Raw genomic sequence first — 20714 nt, 5'->3', positions numbered from 1 at the left:
CTGAAAAAGATTTCTGGACTACGCTTGCAATGCAAGGCTGATGGCGTCTCGTCACGTTTTAACTTCCTTTATCATGGCCAGAATCTCTGCAGCCTCCGTTGTCGTCGTGGGGTCCCTGAATGTGGACCATATCGCTTCCGTGAAGAGTCTGCCCACTGCGGGTGAGACCGTTTCGGCGACCTCTCTGGAAAAACGCTTCGGCGGTAAAGGAGCCAATCAAGCCTTGGCTGCAGCTCGCCACGGGGCTCAGGTGACGTTGATTGGATGCCTCGGAGACGATCCCGACGGCCGGGACTACCGCAATCATCTCCGTCGTGAGGGGATCAACTGCAGTGCGGTGAATACTGTCAAAGGCGGCACCGGCAGCGCCTTCATCGCCGTCGATGCCAAAGGGGAGAATCAGATCATCGTTATCCCGGGCGCAAATGCAGCTTTGACAGCCCCCTCTCTCAAGATGCAACGCTCTCGCATCGAGGTGGCCAAAGCCCTGCTGGTACAGCTGGAAGTACCTCTGGATACGGTAATCGAGGCCATCAAACTCGCCAACGGCCGCGAGGTGCCTGTCGTTTTGAATCCTTCTCCGGCTCAAGCCGATTTCCCCTGGGGCGAAGTGACCATCAATGTCTTGATCGTCAACAACGGAGAGGCTCGCCAAATCTTCGGTGCCGATGCCGATGACATCGCCGATGAACTTGATGCCTGGAAACAGCGCCTGAAAGAGAAAGGGGTGCGTACTCTGGTCGTTACCCGAGGTGAAAAATCGACTTTGGTACTCACCGACTCGGGCTTGAAAAAAGTGGCCACCCACAAGGTCAAACCTATCGATACCGTGGGTGCAGGAGATACCTTTGCAGGAGCCTTCACGACTCATCTGGCTGAGGGCTCCCCGCTGCTGGAGTGCGTGCGCTGGGCCAATACCGCAGGGGCGCTGGCCACCCTTAAAGTGGGCGCTCAGGAAGGCATTCCTCATCGCGGGGATGTCCAGAGTGCACTCTCTGCCTAGAGGCCCCCTCCACGAGCATCCAGTTGCTACCGAGCATTTCTCCGCTTGGTTTGGGCATGCGCTCTTTCTTTATCCTGCTGACCTCAGTCGCCTTCACCTTTCGTCTGGCATCCGGGGCCGAGCAGGCAAAGCCCACTCACGCCGACGTGGCCTATGGAGGCCACCCGAAGCAGGTGCTGGATTTCTATCAAGCCCCCGGCGAAGGCATTCACCCACTATTGTTTTTCATCCACGGTGGTGGGTGGATGAGTGGGGATAAAGCCAATCCTGACTTTCTACCACAATGCCTCCAAGCCGGTATCTCGGTTGTATCGATCAACTATCGCCTCATCCCCGATGCAAGCCCGGACAAGCAGATCCCGGCTGTAAAAACCTGCCTGGACGATTGTGCCCGGGCCTTACAATTCGTGCGCAGCCAAGCCCACGAATGGCAGATAGATCCCACTCGCATCGGAGGCTGCGGCGGCTCTGCGGGTGGATTCAACTGCCTCTGGTTGGCCTTCCACCCCGACTTGGCTGATCCTCAAAGCAGTGATCCTATCGCTCATGAATCCACACGTCTAAGCTGTGTGCTTGCCTTCGTGCCGCAGACCTCACTCGATCCCCAGCAAATGCGCGATTGGATTTCTAACAATGATTACGGTCACCACGCCTTCCTGCTGCCGAGCTACCAGGAATTCATCAATCGCCGCCAGGAGTTGATGCCGTGGATCCAGAAGTTCTCGCCTTATGAACTGGCCACCTCGGACGATCCTCCCGTTTATCTTTTCTATGATTCTGCACCCGCCATGGGAAAAGAGGCCAAGGACCCGCCGCACTCCGCCAACTTCGGCGTCGGTTTGGAAAAGAAACTCAACGAAGTCGGCATTCCCTATGAACTGAACTACATCGGAGCTCCACCCGTGAAGCATCCTGACTTGTTTGGGTTTCTGTTAGAGCATCTCAAATAACCAAAACGGGGAAACCAGTGTGGTTTCCCCGTTTTGTTTCAAGACTTTAGGAGTTCAGATTGCTACACAAAGCTTCGGCTCAAAAGTTCCACTGGAGTTGCAAACCTAGACGATCCACATCTTCCACATCGTTGTAAGGTGCGGTGGAGGTGTTGGTGCGAGTGAAGGTGTGGGTATACATCAGTGCCAATTCGATTTCTGGACGAGGTGACCACTCCAGACCGATATCGAGCTCAGTTACGCGATCCCATGGCGAGTTGGTGCCGAACTTGCGGCCACCATCATAGTGGTTGTAGCGAACGAATGGCAACCAAGCGGCTTGACCATCCTTGATGCGGTAGCTGGCCTGTACATATCCACCTTGGAGGGATGTGGATTCGATCGCCGTCATATCGTCCGTGAGCTGGGGCCCGCGACCCCAGTTCCATTCGGCCTCGATGCCGAAAGGTTGCGGATACAGAATGTAGGAGAGAGCCACACGTTCATCCTTATTCCCGTGCTCCGGAGACGCTGGCGTGCCCACGCCAGGAATGCTCGAAACTCGGGAAACATAGCTTCCGGTATAACCCTGAATACCAAACTCCATGATCTGCTTGTTACTAAACTCCACAGGGTAACTGAAGCGAGCCACATAGTGAGGCTGGCCGTTCAAGTCCCCTCGGTTCAAACCCTGGCCATTGTAGGCACCGATGCCAAAGACCCCATAGTCGCCGGAACCTTTGAGGCCCTCTTTGACCAGTTTGCTGAAGAGCTTGCGCTTTTCTTTCGGTGCCCAGTAGAAGTAGGCACCGATGTCACGCTCACCTTCGACTGCCGAGTTAAGGGCGTCTGGACGCTCAAGGGCGGCTCGGTTCTGGCTGGACTGCATGTTCACGAAGCCGAAGGGAACCTTGGACTGACCCACGCGGAAACGGAACTCCTTATCAGCATCCAGAGCGATATCTGCATAAAGATCACGCATCTGTAGCGCGTAGTCGCCACTACCAGTGGAACCCGCAAAATCGGTCTGCGCATAGATATAAAGATGGTCGGTGACATCTCCACTCAGCACCAACCGACCACGGCGGATCATGAAGGATTCCATATCGCTGACGGAACGGTCATTCGGCACACTCAGATCTCCCCCGTTGTCGCCATAGACAGCCGTGTAGCGGAACTGGGCATACCCACGGAAGCTCAAGTTTTCATACCACTTGCCGTCCAACATCTTTTCCAGCAGGTCCTTGGGATTCTCGGCGGAAAGTTTGTCGAGCTCGGCGAGAGATTTGCGGCTTTCGGCGATATGGGCATCCAAGGCCTTCATTTCTGCCTCCGTTTCGGCAATCCGGGCCTCCATCTGCTGGAGGCGTTGTTCGGTCGGGTAGCTCTCCACAGAAGCGACGGCAGGCGCAGGTGCAGCCGCCGGAGCGGGACTGGCTGATGGCACATCCTTAGCGGAGTCCTCCTTCGCCGTGGCCACGAGGAGATCATATTCCTCTTGGGTGATGGAACCCTTGGCCTTCATGATTTCAAACAGCTTCAGAAGAGCCGCATTATCGGCCAGAACCTGAGGCGGCAGAGCCAAGGTAAAAAGGGTAAGGAGGGCGGTGCCGACACGGAAGCTCTGTGACAGCTTTGACAAGAGGGTTGATGTGACGCGGTTACTTAGTGACATGCGCGTCACATTTGAAACATCCGCGGGAAATGCGTAGCGATCATGTGTGACATGTTCGTCACACAACCTGTCACATGGGCCCGTTTTGTGACGTTTTCCTGTCACAAAGCAGGTAAATTCGGCTGATAGTTGATCCTCCCCCGCTTCTTTTTACCCTGTTATCATGGAACGCAGACGACTCGGACGCAGTGGCATTGTAGTGACAGACATTTGCATGGGGACCATGACTTTCGGTCTCCAGGCCGATGAAAAGACCTCTTTTGCAATCATGGATCGGGCTTATGAAGCCGGAATTGACTTCTTCGACACCGCCGAAATTTACCCTGTGCCCCCCAGCGCCGAGCTCGCAGGTGACACCGAGGCGATCGTGGGTCGCTGGCTGAAAACGAAACGCCGAGAGGAAATCATCGTTGCCACTAAGGTCACGGGTCCGGGTCACGGCTGGTTTCGCCCACCCCTTCGAGGAGGCTTCACAGCTCTGGATCGCCGTCAGATTCATCGCGCCTGTGAGGACAGCCTGCGGCGGTTGCAAACGGACTACATCGACCTCTACCAGACCCATTGGCCGGACCACGGCATGCGCCAAGAAGATACCCTGGAGGCCCTCACAGAGTTGGTGAAGCAGGGAAAAGTCCGCGCCATCGGTTGTAGCAATGAAACAAGCTGGGGTCTGATGAAAAACCTCTGGGCCTCCGAAAAGCATCATTTGGCTCGCTTTGACACCGTCCAGAACAACTTCTCCCTCATCAATCGCCGCTGCGAAAATGAATTGGCGCAGGTCTGCCGGATGGAAGGCGTGAGCCTTCTCCCCTACTCCCCCCTGGGCGGCGGGGTGCTGACAGGCAAATACAATCAAGGTGCTCTCCCCACGGGGGCCCGCTTTAGCGATTACCTCGTCAATGGCGGGGAACGCCAGAAGCGCATGGCCAAACGTTTCGTCAACGAGCGCACCCTCGCCACAACCGCACGCCTGCAACAGATCGCCGCCGATATCGGGGTGAGTGTCACTGCCCTCTCGGTGGCCTGGAGCAGGCAGCACAACTTTGTGGGCTCGACCATCATTGGAGCTACAAGCGTTGAGCAACTCGATGAGAGTCTGAAGGCCAAAGATCTGATTCTGGATGCCGCAACCCTCCGCCGCATTGACGAGTTGGATGTCGAAATCCCCAATCCGATGACGGAAGACGGATTGCGACGGCTTTAAACGATCTGCCATCTGTATTCCTAGCATTCTTCCCCCCTCGCCATGTCACGGCTGCGAAAGCTCCTCATCTTAGCCGTTGTCGTGACCTTGTCTTGGGGGCTCTATGATGGGATCAGCAGGTATCGAGCCCACCAGGATGCTGCGCGTTTTGCCCAAACCCAGAAGGTGATGGAAACTCGACAAGATCGAGCCACCACTCTTCCGGGGGATGAAATCCTGAAGCATTATGCGTCTCCCGAGACACGCCCAGAGGAGGATCTGGACATGCTCGCACATGCCTTTTCAAATCTCATGCTTCTCGTCAAAGGTGACTCGCCCTTTCACATGGGGGCGAATGAAGAATTCGCAGCCGCCCTCCGTGGGAAGAACCGCAGCCACTTGCGTTTTGTGTCAGACTCCCACCGGGCTTTCAATCCCAACGGTCAGCTTTTGGATCGCTGGGGCAGTCCGCTTTATTTCCACACCGTCTCACAAGACCGCGTGGATATCCGCAGTGCTGGACCTGACGGCCAAATGTGGACGGACGATGATCTCCATCGTCATTACGACGGCAGATTCATGAAGGGGGAGGAACTCAATCCGCCGAGTTTATGGAGGACCGAGTCCAAGCCCCCCAAAGGTAAGTGACCGCCCGCAAGCTTCGCTGCCACGCGAGACACAGAGCCCTTTCCTACCTTAAGGGCACTTCAACAAACGGCTTGCAGGCTGCCCGGCGACCTCGTTTGATGCGCCACGTCATGCATGACCTTGCCTTTAGCCTGCCGGACTTCAGTGGCATCATCGAATCTGTCAAACGCGCCTTCTCAGGCAGCAGCATGACGACAGGGGGCTTGATCGTGGTCGCCTTCTTAGCGGGGTTGGCCTTCGCACGTGGCATTGTGAAGCAGATTCTGACCATGGCCAGCCTCGGGGCCGCCGTGCTGGCCGGGCTTTACGTCTTCCAGCATCGGGCCCAGATCTTTGGCGCCTATGGGGCCAATATGAGCACGGATACGCTGCTCATCATGTCAGGCGCCGCCGCTCTGCTGACTTTCTTCATCGTCCGCGCTGTGATCAATCTGGTCGCAGGCTTTGGCCTGCTAGCCTTCCTGGCCAACATCACAGGCTGGAAGGCGGGACTGCTGAGCCTACTTCCTTCGGGGGTCATCGTCTGGCTGAGCACTCTAGTGTTGCGCCTCGTCGGTAGCGTTTACGGGTTGGAGAATGCCTCCGTCCAGCAGAGTGGAAAAGGCAGCACCAGTGACTTCGGAGCCTGGGTGCAGCAACTCGCGCAGAAGGTGGACCGCACCTCCGTTGGACAGTGGGTGGAAAAGCTGGACCCCTATGATCTCAAGGCCACGGCGAACCTCGCACGCCTACTCATTCTCTGGCCCGATGGCCGTGTCTGGCAGCAAATCGCAGCGAAGAGCCCCTCCATGGCCCAGGCCCTCAATCACCCTGAACTGGGCAAACTGGGCCGTGACCCGAAAGTGCGCCAAGCCATCGAGCGGCAAGACTTCGCCGGACTCATGCAGCTTCCCCAAGTCGTTGAAGTGGCCAACAATCCAGACCTTGAGCCATTCCTCAAAGGCTTGGCGCTGGAGCAAGCGATGGACAACATCGTGTATCAACAAAGGCGGTAAAACGGCGAAAGTCGAAATCTCCATGACGAATCTGGCGGGTCAAACCGTCTGAGTTTTTGCCCCTGTTGTCGTCATTGGTTTTTGTACTCGCCCTTCATGCCCGATCGTCCTTCTTCATCCCTGTCTGCCGCGCGCCGCCTGCTTCAGTTTGCGCGGGCGCACTGGCGCATGGCCTTGTTGCAGTTCGTTTTGGCCGTGTTCGGCACCTCATTGATCATTGTCTTCCCTGGCGTGGTGCAGTGGTTTGTGGATGACATCATTCCGAGTAAAGACATCGCGGGCATTTGGAAGGCGGGAGGGCTCGCTGTGGGGGCCTTTTTTCTGCGCGAGTTTCTCTTCTACGTCCGCACGCGGGTAAACAGTGTCTTTGAGCAACGGATGATTTTCGACCTGCGGGGTCAGCTCCATCGCAAGATCGCCCGCCTGCCTTTGAGTTGGTTCGATCGACAAAGCACGGGGGATATCCTCACGCGCATGGCCGATGACGTGCCCGCGACTCAGCGCGTGATCCTGGAAGGCATTGAGCAAGGCCTCACCTCCATCCTTCAGATCATCATCAGCGCAGTGGTCATGTTTTACACGAACAGTGCCTTCGCACTCATCGTCATGATCCCCACTCCTTTCATTGCCGCCGGAGGATGGTTGTTCGCTCGCTGGGTGGCGCCTCGGGCCAAACTGGCACGGGAGGCCAGCAGCCACATGAATTCCCTCCTGCATGACACCATCACGGGCATCCGGCAGATCAAAAGCTACACGGCGGAAGACACCAAGCAGGAAGACTTCAATGAAGCCAGTCACCGACTCAGACAGTCTCAACAGCGGCTGATGACCGCCTGGGCGGTTTACAGTCCGCTCATGGGTTTCTTCGGCAGTTTCGGCCTCGTCATGCTGCTCAGCCTAGGGGCCTATGGGACCATCCAGGGGGAAATCACCACGGGCGAGCTTTTCAAATTCATCTTCTTGTTAGGCTTCTTTTTCGAACCCATCGCCCGCCTGCATGGGGTGAATCAAACCCTCGTCACGGGACTCGCCAGTGCGGAACGTGTCTTCAAGATTCTCGATCAAGAAGGCGAGGAAGATCTTGAACGCGGCCAGGCCCTCATCCGGGCTCAAGGGGCCATCGAGTTCCAGGATATCGGTTTCGGTTATCAGCCTGAAAAGCCCGTTCTCCAACATCTCCACCTCACCGTTCACCCACGCCAGACGATCGCCATTGTCGGGGCCACGGGATCGGGCAAATCCACCCTGTTTCAACTCCTCACGCGTTTTTACGATCCTCAATCCGGCAGCATCACCCTGGATGGCAAGGACATCACGGCCTACAGCCGCATCTCCTTGCGCGACTCCATCGCCTACGTCACTCAAGACGCCTTTCTTTTTGCTGGGACCATTCGGGAAAACCTGCGTCTAGGGAAACACGATGCCACCGAGGAGGAACTCTGGCTCGCCCTGCGTCACGCTTGTGCGGAAGAGTTTGTTCGGCAGCATCCCAATGGACTTGATGCCCAGGTGGGCGAGCGTGGGGTCATGCTCAGCGGTGGCGAACGCCAGCGCATCGCCATGGCTCGGGCGTTTTTGAAGGACGCTCCCATTCTGCTCTTGGATGAGGCCACGAGCGCCGTGGATAACCGCTCCGAGCAACTCATCCAGCAAGCGCTGGAAACCCTCCGCCAGGACCGCACTTGCCTCGTCATCGCCCACCGCCTCAGCACCGTCGTCAGCGCCGATGTCATCTACGTCATGCGCCAAGGCGAGGTGCTGGCTCACGGACGGCATGAGGAGTTGCTGGAATCCTGTGCCTATTACCGAGAGCTCGCCAGCTTAGCTTTATTGTGAAGCGACTGACCTCGCCCTCCAAGACTGGGGAAACAGAGTCCAAGACACTTGGGCCACAGACCGTGAGCGCAGCCCTCGGCTTCGTGTCTCCCAGCAAAAACGCCAAAGCCTGCGCTGGGTTCCCGCTTTTTGGACCCAGGCTTTTATCCACCGGAGATCGAATGAATCTCCGTCCCTGGAGACATCGGACTCCAGGTGTTCAAAAGACTCGTTGGGGAGAAATATGAATCATTCGAGGCACCGAACAGAGCTTTTGACCGACTGGAAGGGACTTCAGGGTCACTGGAAAAGGCTTCGGGCCAGCTAGAATCAGCTTCCGGGCGCATCCTGTCGGATTTCTAGAGCCTGGGGAGGAGTGGGGCCCGGAGGATGTCGGGCTTGGCCTAGCAGGAGGGTGTGTTGGGCTTACGCCTTGGTTTTCCCTTACGGCATGGGGTTTTTCTCCAGGAGCTGCCAGCGGTGCTGCCAGGCGTGGGAGAGCTTTTGTACGAGCTGATCCACCTGCTGGACCTCGCTGCAATGGATGCGGACGAGGGGGATGCCCACCTGGGCAAAGATGGCATTGACGAGCATGTCCCGCTCTTTCGCGGCTTTTTTCTCGTGGCTGGCGTCGTCCAGCTCAATGGCGAGCATGGGCATCCAGTCTCCGGTGCGGCAGACGAGGAAGTCCACATGCTTTTGGCTGATTTTATTGAAGGCAACCTTGTCGTGCCCATGATCAAGGAAGTCCGCCAGGCGCGGCTTACACAAGATGTGGCAGCGGCCATCCGAAAGACTGGCGAGGACGGTGTGAAAGTGGGCCTCAGTGGAGCTGAGGAGCGGCTTGGCCTGATACTTCCACTCGAGAGCGATCCGTGTATCCGTATTCGGTGCGATGAGCTGCATGGCGGACGAATTGGAGCCGATTTTGGGCAAGACCGAGGCTTGATCTCATGCCTTTGGTGTCAACGCTGCATAGTCGATGGTGCGCAGACGGGGCTGTTTTTGCCCCATGCGTGGCACGCAGTCCAGGAGAGCCTGGGTGTAGGGGTGTTTGGGATTCGTGAGAATCTCGGCGGTGGGCCCGGTTTCGACGATCTCGCCACGGAACATGACCGCCACCCGATCCGCCACGTCTTTGATGATGCCAAAGTTGTGGGTGATGAGGATCAGGCTCATGTCCAGGCGCTTTCGCAGATCAGCCAGGAGTTCCATGATCTGTTTCTGAATGGTGACGTCCAGTGCCGTGGTGGGTTCGTCAGCGATGAGCAGCTTGGGCTGGCAGCACAGGGCCATGGCGATCATCACACGCTGCTGCATGCCTCCGCTGAGTTCGTGCGGGTAGGCACGCAGACGTTTTTCCGGCTCGGTGATGCCGACGAGGCGCAGCCAACTGAGGATCTCGGCATCGCGATCCTTCACCTCGGGGCGATGGAGAGCCAGAGCCTCACCGATCTGGGTGCGGACAGTGAGGACGGGATTCAGTGAAGTGGTGGGCTCTTGGAAGATGTAGGCGATCTCCTTGCCGCGGATTTTACGCAGCTCCTTTTCACTCATCTTCAGCACCTCGTGTCCAGCGATGCTGAGATGCTCCGCCGTGATGCTGGCGGGGGGCTCGGGAAGCAAGCGTGCTAGGGCCAAGGCGGTGGCGCTTTTACCACTGCCACTCTCCCCGACAATGGCGATGGACTCGCCCTGCCGGAGTTCCAGGCTGAGTCCTTTCACCGCCTGAGCGGGAGGTCCTCCATGGCGGCGGAACTCGATCTTCAGGTCACGGATGCTGAGGAGGGATGCCATGGGTAATGAAGCGAGAGGGTTTTAACTCTGGCGCGGATGAACCATGCGGCCCAAGAACCAGAAAAACAAGGCGCAAAGCGTGAGCGGGAGCGCCGTCTGTAGGGGAGTGAGAGGGTCCGCCAAAGCGGCGCGGTAGGCGGTGTGGAAGTCCTGCCCACGGGCGGCATTGCCCGGGCATCCATAGGCCGCCCATAGGCTGGTGCCCCAAGCAACGACATAACAAAGGATGGCGACAGCCCGCTGAACCTGGACCGGCAGCACGTAACGACGCCAGACCTCAGCCGGACTCAAGCCGATGACCACGGCCCCCTCCCTCACCTGATCCCGCTTGCTCAACTGAAAGGGACCGGTTTGCCAAGGCCAAGCCCAGACGGCCCAACACCAAAGCGCGCCTCCAACGATCAGCGGCAAGAGGGCGAGAAATACCGACGCCGACTGCCCTCCCCGACCATGCAGCAGCGGCACGAGGCTGGCAAAGGCACCAGGCATCTGAAACACCTCCTCCACCACCGGCAAAAGCAAGAGCCCCACGAGACCCGCCCGCCGCACCTGCCCCTGCTCATCTCCCCAGCCGTAAACACGAGTGGTCCAGAGCAGCAATGCGACGGGCAGACTGACCGCAAAGACCGGGGGTAACCACCACCAGATCCGCTCTGCCAGCCTCGCCTGGAAGCTGGCCGGGACCGCCTGACCGAGCTCCGGCATGAGGCTGGAGACCGGGAGACTCCACTGGCCTGTCCAGATGCCAATAAAGGACCAGATCAACGCGGCCAGAGGAATCAAGGTCACGCCTGTGCCCAGGACGGCCAAGCTGCGTCGCGCCCAACTCGGCCAGGAATGGGTGAGCCGATCCAGCGCCAGCCCTGACGTCACTCCCAGCAGCATCCCCCCCGAAACGAGGATGAGGCTAACCAGGAAGGATGGCAAAGAGGCATTCATTCAGAAAAGATCATTCATCCGGCGGCCGCATTTGCAGGCTGGATGAGCCATTATCCCGCAAAAGACCGCGCAAGGTCATGGGGCGATACGGATCGGGTTTCTCAAGCTGAGGAAAGCGGCTCTTGCGAAGGCCCATCTGCTGGAGATCACCAATCAACGGTAACGCGGGGCGGAGAGCCATGAGTCGATCTTGCACCGCTTGTGCGCGAGCCGGCAATTGACTGGCATCAAACTCCGCTGCCAAAGCTTCCAATAGAAGATCAAGCTGAGCATCGGCCACCCGAGAGAAATTCAGACCCGACTCGATCTGCGCGCTGTGCCAAAACGCCGTTTGATCCCAGGCCAATTCATAATCCAACCCCACCAGAGCCACATCGAACTTCCCTGGCGCTAAATGGTCGCCCACGAAATCCTCTGGAGCCACGAGCTGCACCGTGACTTGTGCCCCCAACTCCGCCCACTGCTCGGCGATCAATCGGCCCAAACGCTCACGCTGGGGATTGCCCGTCGTAACGAGGAGGTTGAACTTCAGAGCCTGACCTCCCTTTTTCGCCACGCCTGTAACATCCGGCAACCAGCCCGCCGACTCCAGCTTTTGCCGCGCGGCTTGTAGATCATACGCCGCCGGTTCCGGGGCCGGTGAAAGCCACAAACCCGGCGGAAACAGCATCTCGGCCAGCCGTGCCACACCATCTGCGCCTTCTGAAAGCAGAGCGTGACGATTCAACCCCAAGAACAAAGCCTCACGCACGGGCAACTCGGAAAGGCGAGACGAGCGGACATTGCATAGCGCTAACAAACGATTGTGAGGCGGCGCAGGTTGAAAGGTCAGCAGAGATTCCTGATACAGCTCAGCGCCATCACTCCCCGGCCAGACGATGTCTAAGGCCCCCGCCGCCAGAGCCACCCGAGCCTGAAGCGCCGGAGATGCCGCCATTACCTGCAGCGAACTTCCGGTAGCAGCCTCAGCATCCGTCTTCGGCACTAGGGAAAGCTGTCGGCTCGACTGGGACTGAATCTGCCAAGCCCCTGCCCCAGGCGGAGGCCCTTCAACATCTTGCGAGGCGGCTAACCATTTTTGAGGCAAAATCGGCAACCCAACCCAACTGGCCAAAGCCGCGCCATAACTGCGCCGATAAGTGACACGCACTCCACGGCTGCCCTGCGCCGCGATGGACTGAATGTGCTGAAATCCCTCCCGTCCCGCCACGGGATAACCCGCACGGTTCACATGCTGAACGGTGGCATCCACGTCCGCAGCCGTCACTGGTGAACCATCCGCCCAGGTAGCCCGGTTGACATTCAATTCGAAGTCCAGCACGGGCTCCACCAGAGCAGCCACCTCAGCGAAGACGGTCAATTTGGGCGTCTCTTGTTTTTTCTCTGCAAAGAAAGCCGCAGCGGCCTCTCTGAGCTGATAGAGTGAACGAGAAGTCACTACCTCGCAGGCGCCGTTGGTATCAAACCAAAGACGCAGAGCCCGACCCGACGACTGAAAAAACTCTTCCAGCAGAGGTCGAGAAGACCCCTCCACTCGCAAAAAGGCCAAGGGCTGAGGCGGGTCTTCTTTCAAGGCTTGCAAGGCATCATCCACCCGGGCGCTAGCTGGGCTGGCAAAGCGTAGAGACAAGATCTGCCCCTCCGTGGTCACCTCCTCCAATCCCCAAAGCTGCCTCAACTCCTCTGAAACCTCAGCCAATCTTCTCTGAGCCGCCTGCAAAGCCTGGGAAGACGCGTAGATGCAACTCACCCGCTGGTGCCAGCCCCAGGTGGAGGCAAGCCCCGGGCTGAGCCTTCCCTGTCCATCCAACCGAACCAGCGGCTCGTGCAGAAGGTCCAGCAACTGCCGCTCTGCCTCCGAGGTCGGTAAAAAAGGATTTAGAGCAGGAATGCCGTCGGGTAACATCATCACGACCGCTTCCGAAGGTGTCTGCAATTGGCGGACCTGCCATACCGCCCAGAAGGCGACACCAATCGCCACCAGGGGAATGCCAAAGATAAGAGTCCGCTTCATAGAGTCTGCCAGACTAGGCGCGTGTATCGGGGGATGCAATCTCAGGCAAAGCTGGATGCAATCCTCGTGCCTGGATCAGCTTCAAAGTGGACTCCAACACGTCAGGACCACTCGGCACGGCGTCATGCAAGAGGATGATGGAGCCGGGACGTAATTGCTTCCCGATTAACTCCAGAATCAAAGCCGGATCTTGGATCACGCCATCGAAGCCCCGGCAATTCCAAATGGCCATTGTCAGGCCGAGCGCACGCAAGGGGGGAGACAGAAACAGATTGTGATGCCCTACAGGCGGGCGAAACCACGTCGGTGGCGTTCCCAAAATCTCACCGAGCGTCTTTTGACAACCCGCCACCTCCGCCCACATCCGCTTGGGCCGCAAAATCCAAAAATTAGCGGATGGATGGGTTTGGCTATGATTGCCAATCAAATGCCCACGCTTGGCGATCTCCCGCACGAGATCGGGGTGCTTCTGAGCTCGATCTCCTATCAAGAAAAAACCCGCCTTAGCTTGATGGCGATCCAAGATATCCAGAAGCAGAGGAGTGATCACTGGATCAGGCCCATCGTCTAGGGTGATCCAGACCTGATTTTGCTGCGTCTGCGGCTCCGGTAATTCCGTGACATGCGGCCCGAACAACCGCGATGAAGGAATGGTGCTGCCATAACCAATGATGGCGAAAACCGTCCAAAAAACGATAGCCGCCCAGCCCCATTGACCGAACGTCAAAAGCAGGACGACAGCCGTACCCGGCAACAAACTGACGACGAATCGGCGCGCATTTTCACGCCGACATTCCGCAGGCTGCTCAAGCGCAGGCAAAGCCATTCCGAGAGAGCCTTACTAGCGCTTCAGCTTCCGTTTCAGGCGCATCCATGTCGGCACATCCAGGTCTTCACCCCCAGAGGCCAACGCGGGCTCCGTGTCTTTGAAACGCCCACGATCTTGGTTGGAGAAACCCAGATCCGATTGAGCTTCACCTGCCAGCTTCTTCGGCATCACCATGTTAGGCGGTGGTGCGTAAGCCATGTCTTCCGGCGGAAGATTGGTACGTGCCACGACCGCAGCCAAAGGCGATGTCGGAGGACGAGAAACGGGCTGCTGGGGCTGCGGAGGCGGAGGCGGTGCAGCCTGGATAAAGTCTTCGATGCGCGGACGATCGCGCACAACAGGAGCCGGGGCTGGGGCTGGCTCGGGAGCAGGAGGTTCAGGCTCCGGCTCATAGGTGCTGCTCACCACTTGCGTCTCTTCTTCGTAATACTCCTCTTCCTCGTAGGCGACCGGAGGCTGCTCAGGCACCATCTCAGCCGCAGGCGCAGGTGGGAAAGGTGAGTTGTGGGCTGGAGCAGTCGTGTAAGCTGCCACCGAGGCAGGAGCCACGGGGGCCGAAACCGAAGCAGCGGGAGCAGGAGCGAAACTTTCAGAGAAAAGCTCAGGCGCTTCGGCCTTATAACTGCCCTGAGATTCCAAATGGGTCAGCGAAGATTGAGAGATGATTTCATCCTCCTTGAACAACATGTCCATGGAGTCTTCGAAAGGCGGAGGACCGGCGCGAACTGGGCTTGGCGATGTGGCAGGAGCAGCCGGGGACATGGCTGGAGCTGCAGCGACAGGGGGTGTCGGGCGAGAAGCCGGGGCACGAACTTTCGGTGCAGGCGCAGGAGCCGGTGGGGCTGCGACAGCATCGGCCATGCTGGGCATGGGGCGATCCGTCAGTGGCAGCATGTTGGCAGGCGGCGCAGCCGCAGCAATGGTGTTCAGCTGAGCGAGGCCCAAGGAACTGATGAGTGTGACGGAAATGGTTTCTCCCAGTTTAGCGTCCACAGCCACCCCGAACAGGATGTGCGTATGGTCTGGCACATGGCGGCCCAATTGCTTCATGATGGCATCCACCTCCATGAGCGTGAGCGTCTCCCCACCAGCGATGTGCACAAGCAGGGTCTTAGTCTGGTGCAGGAGACGGCCTTGATCGATAAGCGGACTTTTGAGTGCACGCTTGAGAGCTTCCGTGCCACGGTTCTGACCACGGGCCTCACCGAAGCCGAACAAGCAACGACCATTCGAGGTACTAAGAGCACTGGTGAGGTCATCCAGACCTAGCTTCACGAGACCTGGCATGCTGACGATGGTGGAAACAGCGCGCAAGCTCTGAGCGATCAGTTGATCCGCCTGAGCAAAGGCTTTCTGAATACCATCCTTCGGCAGGGTCAGTTCCCCCATGCGATTATTTTCAAAGAGGATGAGCGCATCCGCACGCTTTTGAAGCTGCTGCAAAGCTTCCTCAGCCTGATTGAGACGGCGGCGACCTTCAAAGCTGAAAGGCATGGTCGCCGTGATATAAACCAGAGAATTGGTGGATTTGGCAATTTCTGCGACCACGGGCGCGGCACCCGACCCGGTTCCTCCGCCAAGACCGGCGCAGATGAAGACGATGTCGTGCCCTTCAATGGCCTGCCGGATTTCATCCCGGGAGTACATGGCCGCTTCACGCCCAAGGTCGGGATCACCACCGGCACCGACGCCCCGCATGAGTTCAGCCCCGAGCTGAATCTTCGTGGGTGCCATGGCATGACCGAGCACACGAATATCCGTATGCATGCACACCAATTGCGCATCCACCGTGCGGTCCAGGGTGATGCGATCCAGAACATTGCTACCCGCGCCGCCGATGCCGACGATGCAGGTGCGGAGGGCGGGTTTATTGGGCTCTTCTCGCAGCGATTGGCGATCGTATTCAACCATAGGACGGATGGGATGAATGAAGGGTTATAACGAAAGGGGGGATGAAAAGAAAAAAGCTATGTCAGATGGCCACGGACAAGAGGTCAGCCATCCGATGCGCCAGCCGTTTAAGCGGGGAGAGGAATGGCTTTTCTTGATCCAAGATCTGCGCATAGCGAATGAGACCGATGGGCGCGGAGAATTGAGGATTCTCGAAAGTGGCAGTGACGCCACTGACGGGAGCTGACCCGGCCCGCGTTACCTTCATTCCAAACACTTCCCGGGCCACTACGTCAATACCTTTTAGCAGGCTAGAGCCACCTGTGAGATAAACTCCTGCTGCAAGACGCCCGATGTGCCCCTCACACCTCTGGTGAACCTGCTCCAAGATTTCTCTCACTCGCAGGTAGATCACCTCATTCAGGAAAGCGCGCTCCACCTCGCCCAGCACATAGCCCGTGTCGTCCTCCACACGCACCATGTCCCCAGGCGGGACGTCTTCATACACGCAGCTTCCTTCAGTGATTTTCAGGGCCTCAGCTCTGCCGTGGGGGATCTGGAGAGCCATGGCAATATCTTGGCTAATGTGATCTCCGCCCAGTGGCACGCAGCCTGAGATGGTGAGCATGCCATCTTCATACAGCACAAAGTCAGCCGTGCCTCCGCCTAAATCGATCATCAAAGCCCCTTCCCGCTTCGCTTCGCGATTCAAGACGACTTGGGCTGCGGCGATACCGTTGAAGACCACGTCTTCGACTTCCAAAGGCACTTCTTTGACGCATTTGATCGAATTCTGAATCCGCGGCAGACTGCCATGGACAATGTGATAGTCCGCCTCCAGTTGGCGGGCTTGGCGGCCGATCGGCTGTCGCACGGCCTCGACTCCATCCACGATGTATTGGCGGGTCACGCTGTGCATGGAGATGCTGTCCTGAGGCGCAGGCACATTCCGAGCAATCTCCTTCACCTCTTCCACATCATCTTCGGTGATTTCCGATTGATCGGCTGGCAGCCGGTAACATCCCCGGTTATTCACGCTCTCGATGTGTCCACCACTAACGCCCAGGAAGACATTGCGGATCATCACATCGCTATAATCCTCAGCCCGCACGAGGGCATCATTCAGACAGGTATGGACTGTATCAAAGTCCACGATTTCGCCTTTGCGAACGCCGCGGGAAGGGGCCGTGCCGACACCCAGAATCTTGATGGTGCCATCACGCTTTGCCTCGCCGACGACGACGCAGATCTTGCTGGTGCCGATTTCCAGGCCTGCATAGATGGTGGTCTTCGCCATAGTAGGTCAACGAACAGAGGGGGTTTTGGGGAGGGAAACGGGCACGGTCGGCTCGGGCTGAAGGCCAGCGAGGTCCGGGGGTTGGCGAAAAGTGATTGGGACGTTTTGACGGGCGAGAAGATTCAAGCTTTCGATCTCCCAGCCACGCTGCCGAGCTTCGATCCTCACACGATCCAAGCGGGCGAGTTGCACATCCAAATCATCCACGCCGAAAGTGATTTCTGATTTGTCCGTGAAGGATGCCACCATGGAATACGGCGTCTGAATCTCGATGATGCGAACCTGGGGCTGACCGTTTTCAAAGCGGGATTCGAGTTCCTTCAACAGCGTCAGTGCGGCTGTCAGTTGCAAATCCTGAAGCGCCACCCCGGCCGTTTTCTGGGCTAGTCCTGGGTAACGAATCACCGGAAGACCGGCGAGCGCCTCGGAGACCACATCACACGGAAAAGGCACCGCATCATGATCCAACAGATAACCCACCTCTGGCCTACCTGCGATCATGCCCAGCTTGGCACAATCCAGCCAAGCGACAGGTAGGCGTTGGCTGATGCGAAGGGTCATCAGACCCGCATCAAAATCCCGCTCGATCGACACGTCCTTCACCGGAGGAAGCTGGCGCAGCCGCGTGTGCAGGGCTCGCATGTTGATCGTCAGCAGATTTTCTCCCTGAGTCAGTTGGGTGGCTCGGACGATCTTTTCGACGGTCAAAGGACCGGTGGTCTGAACTGCCACATCCCGCAAAGCAAACTGGGGATTTTTCAGAATGGCCTCCTGCACCGTCACTTTCAGCAAAGCTAAAAAGCAGATGATGATGATCAGCCCCAAAGCCCATTTAAAACCACGACGCTGGGCGGCTTTTTTTTCCATCTCGCGGATCTTGGGGGAGTCCACATTCAAGCACACTTCCACGGTCGTCACAGCAGCCTGAACCCGCCGCTTTTTAGCAGGGCGTTTCGGCTTCGAAGCCGCAGCAGAAGCATTTTTGGGAGTGACCATGTTCGGGAGCTGCTCGCCAAAATCACAAAGATCTTGATGTTTAGCTTATCTTAAATACCCGAAACAGTCTCTAAATGCCATGAATTTTCCAGAAAAAAGGAACTCTTGCGGGTTTTCCTACAAAACCGCGAAGTTTTCCTGAGGTTAGGGGCGAGCCGCCAGAGACAACTCAATGATGCGCACACACAGGTCTGGGAAATCGATGCCCACCGCCGCCGCTGCTTTGGGCAAGAGACTGCTACTCGTCATGCCTGGAATCGTATTGATCTCCAAAACGAAGGGTTCGCCGTCGTTTCTCAGCATCACATCCACACGGCCATAAACCTCGGTGCCGCAGGACTGGAAAGCTGCAAGTGCTGCATCCTGCACCCGCTTGGTGGTGGCCTCATCCAGTTCAGCCGGACAATGGTAGAGCGTTTTGCCCGTGCCCGTCATCCATGGATACTTGTTGTTGATATCGTAAAAGCCCTCGACGGGCTCGATGTGAATGATCGGCAGGACTTGATCGCCCAAAACGCCCACCGTCAGTTCCTTTCCGTCGATGAATTCCTCCACCAACGTGGTCGTTCCGTACTTAAGCGCTTCTTCGATCCCCTTGGCCCACTCTTCTCCCGTGCGGCAGATGTTTACGCCCACGCTTGATCCTTCACGAGGCGGCTTGGAAACGAGAGGAATGGTGATGCTCAGAGGCTCACTGCCGTCGAGTTTGTAGTTCTGCGAGCGCGGCGTAGGCACCCCTGCGGCGATGAATTTCTCTTTGCTCAAAGCTTTGTCGAAAGCAATGCGGCTGCTCTGCACACCAGCTCCGGTATAGGGGATACCGCGCTCTTCCAAAATCGCCTGAATCTGTCCGTCTTCACCAAAGGTGCCGTGAATGAGGTTCATGGCGATGAAGACACCCTCAGGCACGACGAAATCAGGCCCGTGAACATCCACCTCCACCACCTCCGCTCCTTTCGTTTTCAGAGCCGCGACGACGCTTTCCGCCGTCTTTTTAGACACTTCGCGTTCATTACCCGGACCGCCAAAAAGGACGGCGATTTTCTTGCCTGTGATGTCGAGCATGGTGCGCAGATATGCGCTCACTCCAGCCAACACGCAAGAGCGTGACAGAGAAATTCCTGCGAGCAGGCTTGCCAGACGAACGCCGCATTTCTAGCCTACCGAGAATGAGCCTGAAAATCCTGCCGCTGCTGGTCATGGGTCTTGCGACTTCGGTCTGGGCCGACGAAGTCCGAGATGCTTTGTTTGCGCAATCGGTGGAAGAGATGTTTCCCAAGCTTGTCGAAACCAGACGGGACATTCACAGCCACCCCGAACTCTCCAATGAAGAGCACCGCACGGCCGCCTTGGTGGCCGACCGACTCAGAGCGCTCGGGCTGGACGTGCAAACCGGAGTCGCCAAGCACGGTGTGGTCGCCCTGTTAAAAGGAGGCCAGGAGGGCAAATGTGTGGCCGTGCGGGCGGATATGGATGCTCTCCCCATCAAAGAACTGCGAGCCGTGCCCTATCGCTCCCAAAACCCCGGCGTCATGCATGCCTGCGGTCATGATGTACATACCACTGTGGCTCTCGGCGTCGCTGAACTGCTGGCCAAACATCGCGACCAGATCAAAGGCAGCGTCAAATTCCTTTTTCAACCGGCGGAGGAAGCTATGCCTAACACCTACAAGAAGGATTGGGGTGCCAAGCTAATGGTCGCCGAAGGCGCGATGGACAATCCACGCCCCGATGCTGTTTTTGGGCTTCACTGTTCCACTTCAGTTTCTCCAGTCGGCCTGATCGATGACCAAACCCATTATCTCCAAGCGGGTCAACTCGCCTACACCATCGGCCCGGACAACGCCAACAGCGACCGCTTTCAAATCACCATCCGTGGCAAGATGGCCCACGGCTCCGCGCCTCACTACGGGGTGGATGCCATCGTCGTGGCCGCTGAGGCCATCAATGCCCTGCAAACCATCCGCAGCCGCATGACCAATACCCGCCAACCGTTGGTCATCAGCATCGGCACCATCCAGGGAGGTCAGCGGGAGAATATCATCGCGGAAAAAGTGGTGATGGGAGGCACGGTGAGGACCTATGATGCAGCCTTCCGCGATAAGGTCGTGGAAATGATGCACCGCATCCTCAAAGGCATCACCGAAGCGCACGGAGCCACCTATGAGATGGACTACCGCATCGGCTACCCCAGCATCATCAATAACGAAGCGCTCGTCAAAGCCACGCTTCCTGCGTTCAGGCGCATAGTGGGTGAGGCCAATGTCTGGGAAGTGATCCCAGGCATGGGCGGCGAGGACTTCTCCTACTTCGCCCAAGTCACCCCCGGTTTTTACTTTCGGTTAGGCGTCGCGAATGAAGATAAGGGCATCATCCATGGAGCGCATACGCCCATGTTCGATGTGGATGAAGACTGCCTCAAAGTTGGCGTGAAAGTCATGTCGGCCGCCGTGTGTGATTTTTTGGCCAAGTAGCATCTTCTCACTTCGAACGCGCCAGCACCGCATCCACGATCTTCCGAATGTGAAGGGTTCTCCTGCGACCACTCATCCTCATCTGGCCAGCTCAACAATCCCCGCGCTTTCACGGGTGTCTTCAGGATCTGCCTTGTGTTTGAAACGCGTGGGAGCCCAAAGCAAGGCCACAAAATCAAGAACTCGCATAAGGCCAAGCTACACTGCAGAACGCACAATTCTTACCAAAC

Annotated in this window: 17 protein-coding genes; 7 read left to right on the top strand and 10 right to left on the bottom strand. The window is 57.6% G+C overall.

Features of this window, described 5'->3' with window-relative positions; all coding sequences use genetic code 11:
* Positions 1–73 precede the first annotated feature (73 nt).
* Positions 74–1003, top strand: a complete 930-nt coding sequence (locus B5D61_RS00315) for a ribokinase (protein WP_176159146.1) — start codon at positions 74–76, stop codon at positions 1001–1003.
* A 56-nt stretch (positions 1004–1059) separates the two neighbouring features.
* Positions 1060–1953 carry an alpha/beta hydrolase gene (locus B5D61_RS00310; protein WP_078811306.1) on the top strand — a complete coding sequence of 298 codons (894 nt, stop codon included), beginning with the start codon at positions 1060–1062 and terminating at the stop codon, positions 1951–1953.
* Positions 1954–2032: 79 nt separating this feature from the next.
* Here the strand turns inward: B5D61_RS00310 and B5D61_RS00305 are convergent, their stop codons facing one another.
* Positions 2033–3574: a porin gene (locus B5D61_RS00305; protein WP_176159145.1), complete on the bottom strand. Its 1542-nt coding sequence runs from the start codon at positions 3572–3574 to the stop codon at positions 2033–2035.
* A gap of 196 nt (positions 3575–3770) precedes the next feature.
* Here B5D61_RS00305 and B5D61_RS00300 point away from each other — a divergent pair, with 196 nt between their 5' ends.
* From B5D61_RS00300 to B5D61_RS00285, 4 genes are all read left to right on the top strand, one after another.
* Complete coding sequence (locus tag B5D61_RS00300; protein ID WP_078811305.1) at positions 3771–4811, top strand: aldo/keto reductase; 1041 nt, start codon at positions 3771–3773, stop codon at positions 4809–4811.
* Between the two features lie 42 nt (positions 4812–4853).
* Positions 4854–5438, top strand: a complete 585-nt coding sequence (locus tag B5D61_RS00295; RefSeq protein WP_078811304.1) for a hypothetical protein — start codon at positions 4854–4856, stop codon at positions 5436–5438.
* Between the two features lie 110 nt (positions 5439–5548).
* Positions 5549–6433 (top strand): CvpA family protein, encoded by an 885-nt coding sequence (locus B5D61_RS00290; protein ID WP_139372969.1) that lies wholly within the window; start codon positions 5549–5551, stop codon positions 6431–6433.
* A gap of 96 nt (positions 6434–6529) precedes the next feature.
* Positions 6530–8269, top strand: coding sequence for an ABC transporter ATP-binding protein (locus B5D61_RS00285; protein ID WP_078811302.1), 1740 nt, complete (start codon positions 6530–6532; stop codon positions 8267–8269).
* A 423-nt stretch (positions 8270–8692) separates the two neighbouring features.
* On the opposite strand, the gene B5D61_RS00280 is transcribed toward B5D61_RS00285, so the two are convergent.
* From B5D61_RS00280 to B5D61_RS00240, 9 genes are all read right to left on the bottom strand, one after another.
* Positions 8693–9154 carry a DUF2726 domain-containing protein gene (locus B5D61_RS00280; protein ID WP_078811301.1) on the bottom strand — a complete coding sequence of 154 codons (462 nt, stop codon included), beginning with the start codon at positions 9152–9154 and terminating at the stop codon, positions 8693–8695.
* Positions 9155–9199: 45 nt separating this feature from the next.
* The gene (locus B5D61_RS00275; protein ID WP_078811300.1) at positions 9200–10045 is read right to left on the bottom strand and encodes an ABC transporter ATP-binding protein; all 846 of its coding nucleotides are present in this window, start codon (positions 10043–10045) and stop codon (positions 9200–9202) included.
* Positions 10046–10066: 21 nt separating this feature from the next.
* Positions 10067–10984: a hypothetical protein gene (locus tag B5D61_RS00270; RefSeq protein ID WP_078811299.1), complete on the bottom strand. Its 918-nt coding sequence runs from the start codon at positions 10982–10984 to the stop codon at positions 10067–10069.
* A gap of 10 nt (positions 10985–10994) precedes the next feature.
* Positions 10995–12998 carry an ABC transporter substrate-binding protein gene (locus B5D61_RS00265; protein ID WP_078811298.1) on the bottom strand — a complete coding sequence of 668 codons (2004 nt, stop codon included), beginning with the start codon at positions 12996–12998 and terminating at the stop codon, positions 10995–10997.
* A 13-nt stretch (positions 12999–13011) separates the two neighbouring features.
* On the bottom strand, positions 13012–13824 hold the full coding sequence (locus B5D61_RS00260) for a polysaccharide deacetylase family protein (protein WP_078811297.1): 813 nt from the start codon (positions 13822–13824) through the stop codon (positions 13012–13014).
* A gap of 15 nt (positions 13825–13839) precedes the next feature.
* Complete coding sequence (locus B5D61_RS00255; RefSeq protein ID WP_078811296.1) at positions 13840–15738, bottom strand: cell division protein FtsZ; 1899 nt, start codon at positions 15736–15738, stop codon at positions 13840–13842.
* A 61-nt stretch (positions 15739–15799) separates the two neighbouring features.
* Positions 15800–17014, bottom strand: a complete 1215-nt coding sequence (gene ftsA / locus B5D61_RS00250; protein ID WP_078811295.1) for a cell division protein FtsA — start codon at positions 17012–17014, stop codon at positions 15800–15802.
* 6 nt (positions 17015–17020) lie between these two features.
* On the bottom strand, positions 17021–18010 hold the full coding sequence (locus B5D61_RS00245; RefSeq protein WP_078811294.1) for a cell division protein FtsQ/DivIB: 990 nt from the start codon (positions 18008–18010) through the stop codon (positions 17021–17023).
* Positions 18011–18154: 144 nt separating this feature from the next.
* Positions 18155–19075 (bottom strand): D-alanine--D-alanine ligase, encoded by a 921-nt coding sequence (locus B5D61_RS00240; protein ID WP_078811293.1) that lies wholly within the window; start codon positions 19073–19075, stop codon positions 18155–18157.
* Positions 19076–19179: 104 nt separating this feature from the next.
* Between B5D61_RS00240 and B5D61_RS00235 the strand changes: the two genes are divergently transcribed.
* Positions 19180–20484, top strand: a complete 1305-nt coding sequence (locus B5D61_RS00235) for a M20 metallopeptidase family protein (RefSeq protein WP_217698865.1) — start codon at positions 19180–19182, stop codon at positions 20482–20484.
* Positions 20485–20714 lie beyond the last annotated feature (230 nt).

This window comes from Prosthecobacter debontii (assembly GCF_900167535.1).
GTDB lineage: Bacteria > Verrucomicrobiota > Verrucomicrobiia > Verrucomicrobiales > Verrucomicrobiaceae > Prosthecobacter > Prosthecobacter debontii.
The sequence above is the reverse complement of the archived record's forward strand: the minus strand, read 5'-3'. Positions and strand labels throughout refer to the sequence as shown.

Excerpts from the sequence above, each read along its gene's own strand:
- B5D61_RS00315 (WP_176159146.1), top strand. The coding sequence starts at position 74 with ATGGCCAGAATCTCTGCAGCCTCCGTTGTCGTCGTGGGGTCCCTGAAT.
- B5D61_RS00310 (WP_078811306.1), top strand. The coding sequence starts at position 1,060 with ATGCGCTCTTTCTTTATCCTGCTGACCTCAGTCGCCTTCACCTTTCGT.
- B5D61_RS00300 (WP_078811305.1), top strand. The coding sequence starts at position 3,771 with ATGGAACGCAGACGACTCGGACGCAGTGGCATTGTAGTGACAGACATT.
- B5D61_RS00295 (WP_078811304.1), top strand. The coding sequence starts at position 4,854 with ATGTCACGGCTGCGAAAGCTCCTCATCTTAGCCGTTGTCGTGACCTTG.
- B5D61_RS00290 (WP_139372969.1), top strand. The coding sequence starts at position 5,549 with ATGCATGACCTTGCCTTTAGCCTGCCGGACTTCAGTGGCATCATCGAA.
- B5D61_RS00285 (WP_078811302.1), top strand. The coding sequence starts at position 6,530 with ATGCCCGATCGTCCTTCTTCATCCCTGTCTGCCGCGCGCCGCCTGCTT.
- B5D61_RS00280 (WP_078811301.1), bottom strand. The coding sequence starts at position 9,154 with ATGCAGCTCATCGCACCGAATACGGATACACGGATCGCTCTCGAGTGG.
- B5D61_RS00275 (WP_078811300.1), bottom strand. The coding sequence starts at position 10,045 with ATGGCATCCCTCCTCAGCATCCGTGACCTGAAGATCGAGTTCCGCCGC.
- B5D61_RS00270 (WP_078811299.1), bottom strand. The coding sequence starts at position 10,984 with ATGAATGCCTCTTTGCCATCCTTCCTGGTTAGCCTCATCCTCGTTTCG.
- B5D61_RS00265 (WP_078811298.1), bottom strand. The coding sequence starts at position 12,998 with ATGAAGCGGACTCTTATCTTTGGCATTCCCCTGGTGGCGATTGGTGTC.
- B5D61_RS00260 (WP_078811297.1), bottom strand. The coding sequence starts at position 13,824 with ATGGCTTTGCCTGCGCTTGAGCAGCCTGCGGAATGTCGGCGTGAAAAT.
- B5D61_RS00255 (WP_078811296.1), bottom strand. The coding sequence starts at position 15,738 with ATGGTTGAATACGATCGCCAATCGCTGCGAGAAGAGCCCAATAAACCC.
- ftsA (WP_078811295.1), bottom strand. The coding sequence starts at position 17,014 with ATGGCGAAGACCACCATCTATGCAGGCCTGGAAATCGGCACCAGCAAG.
- B5D61_RS00245 (WP_078811294.1), bottom strand. The coding sequence starts at position 18,010 with ATGGTCACTCCCAAAAATGCTTCTGCTGCGGCTTCGAAGCCGAAACGC.
- B5D61_RS00240 (WP_078811293.1), bottom strand. The coding sequence starts at position 19,075 with ATGCTCGACATCACAGGCAAGAAAATCGCCGTCCTTTTTGGCGGTCCG.
- B5D61_RS00235 (WP_217698865.1), top strand. The coding sequence starts at position 19,180 with ATGAGCCTGAAAATCCTGCCGCTGCTGGTCATGGGTCTTGCGACTTCG.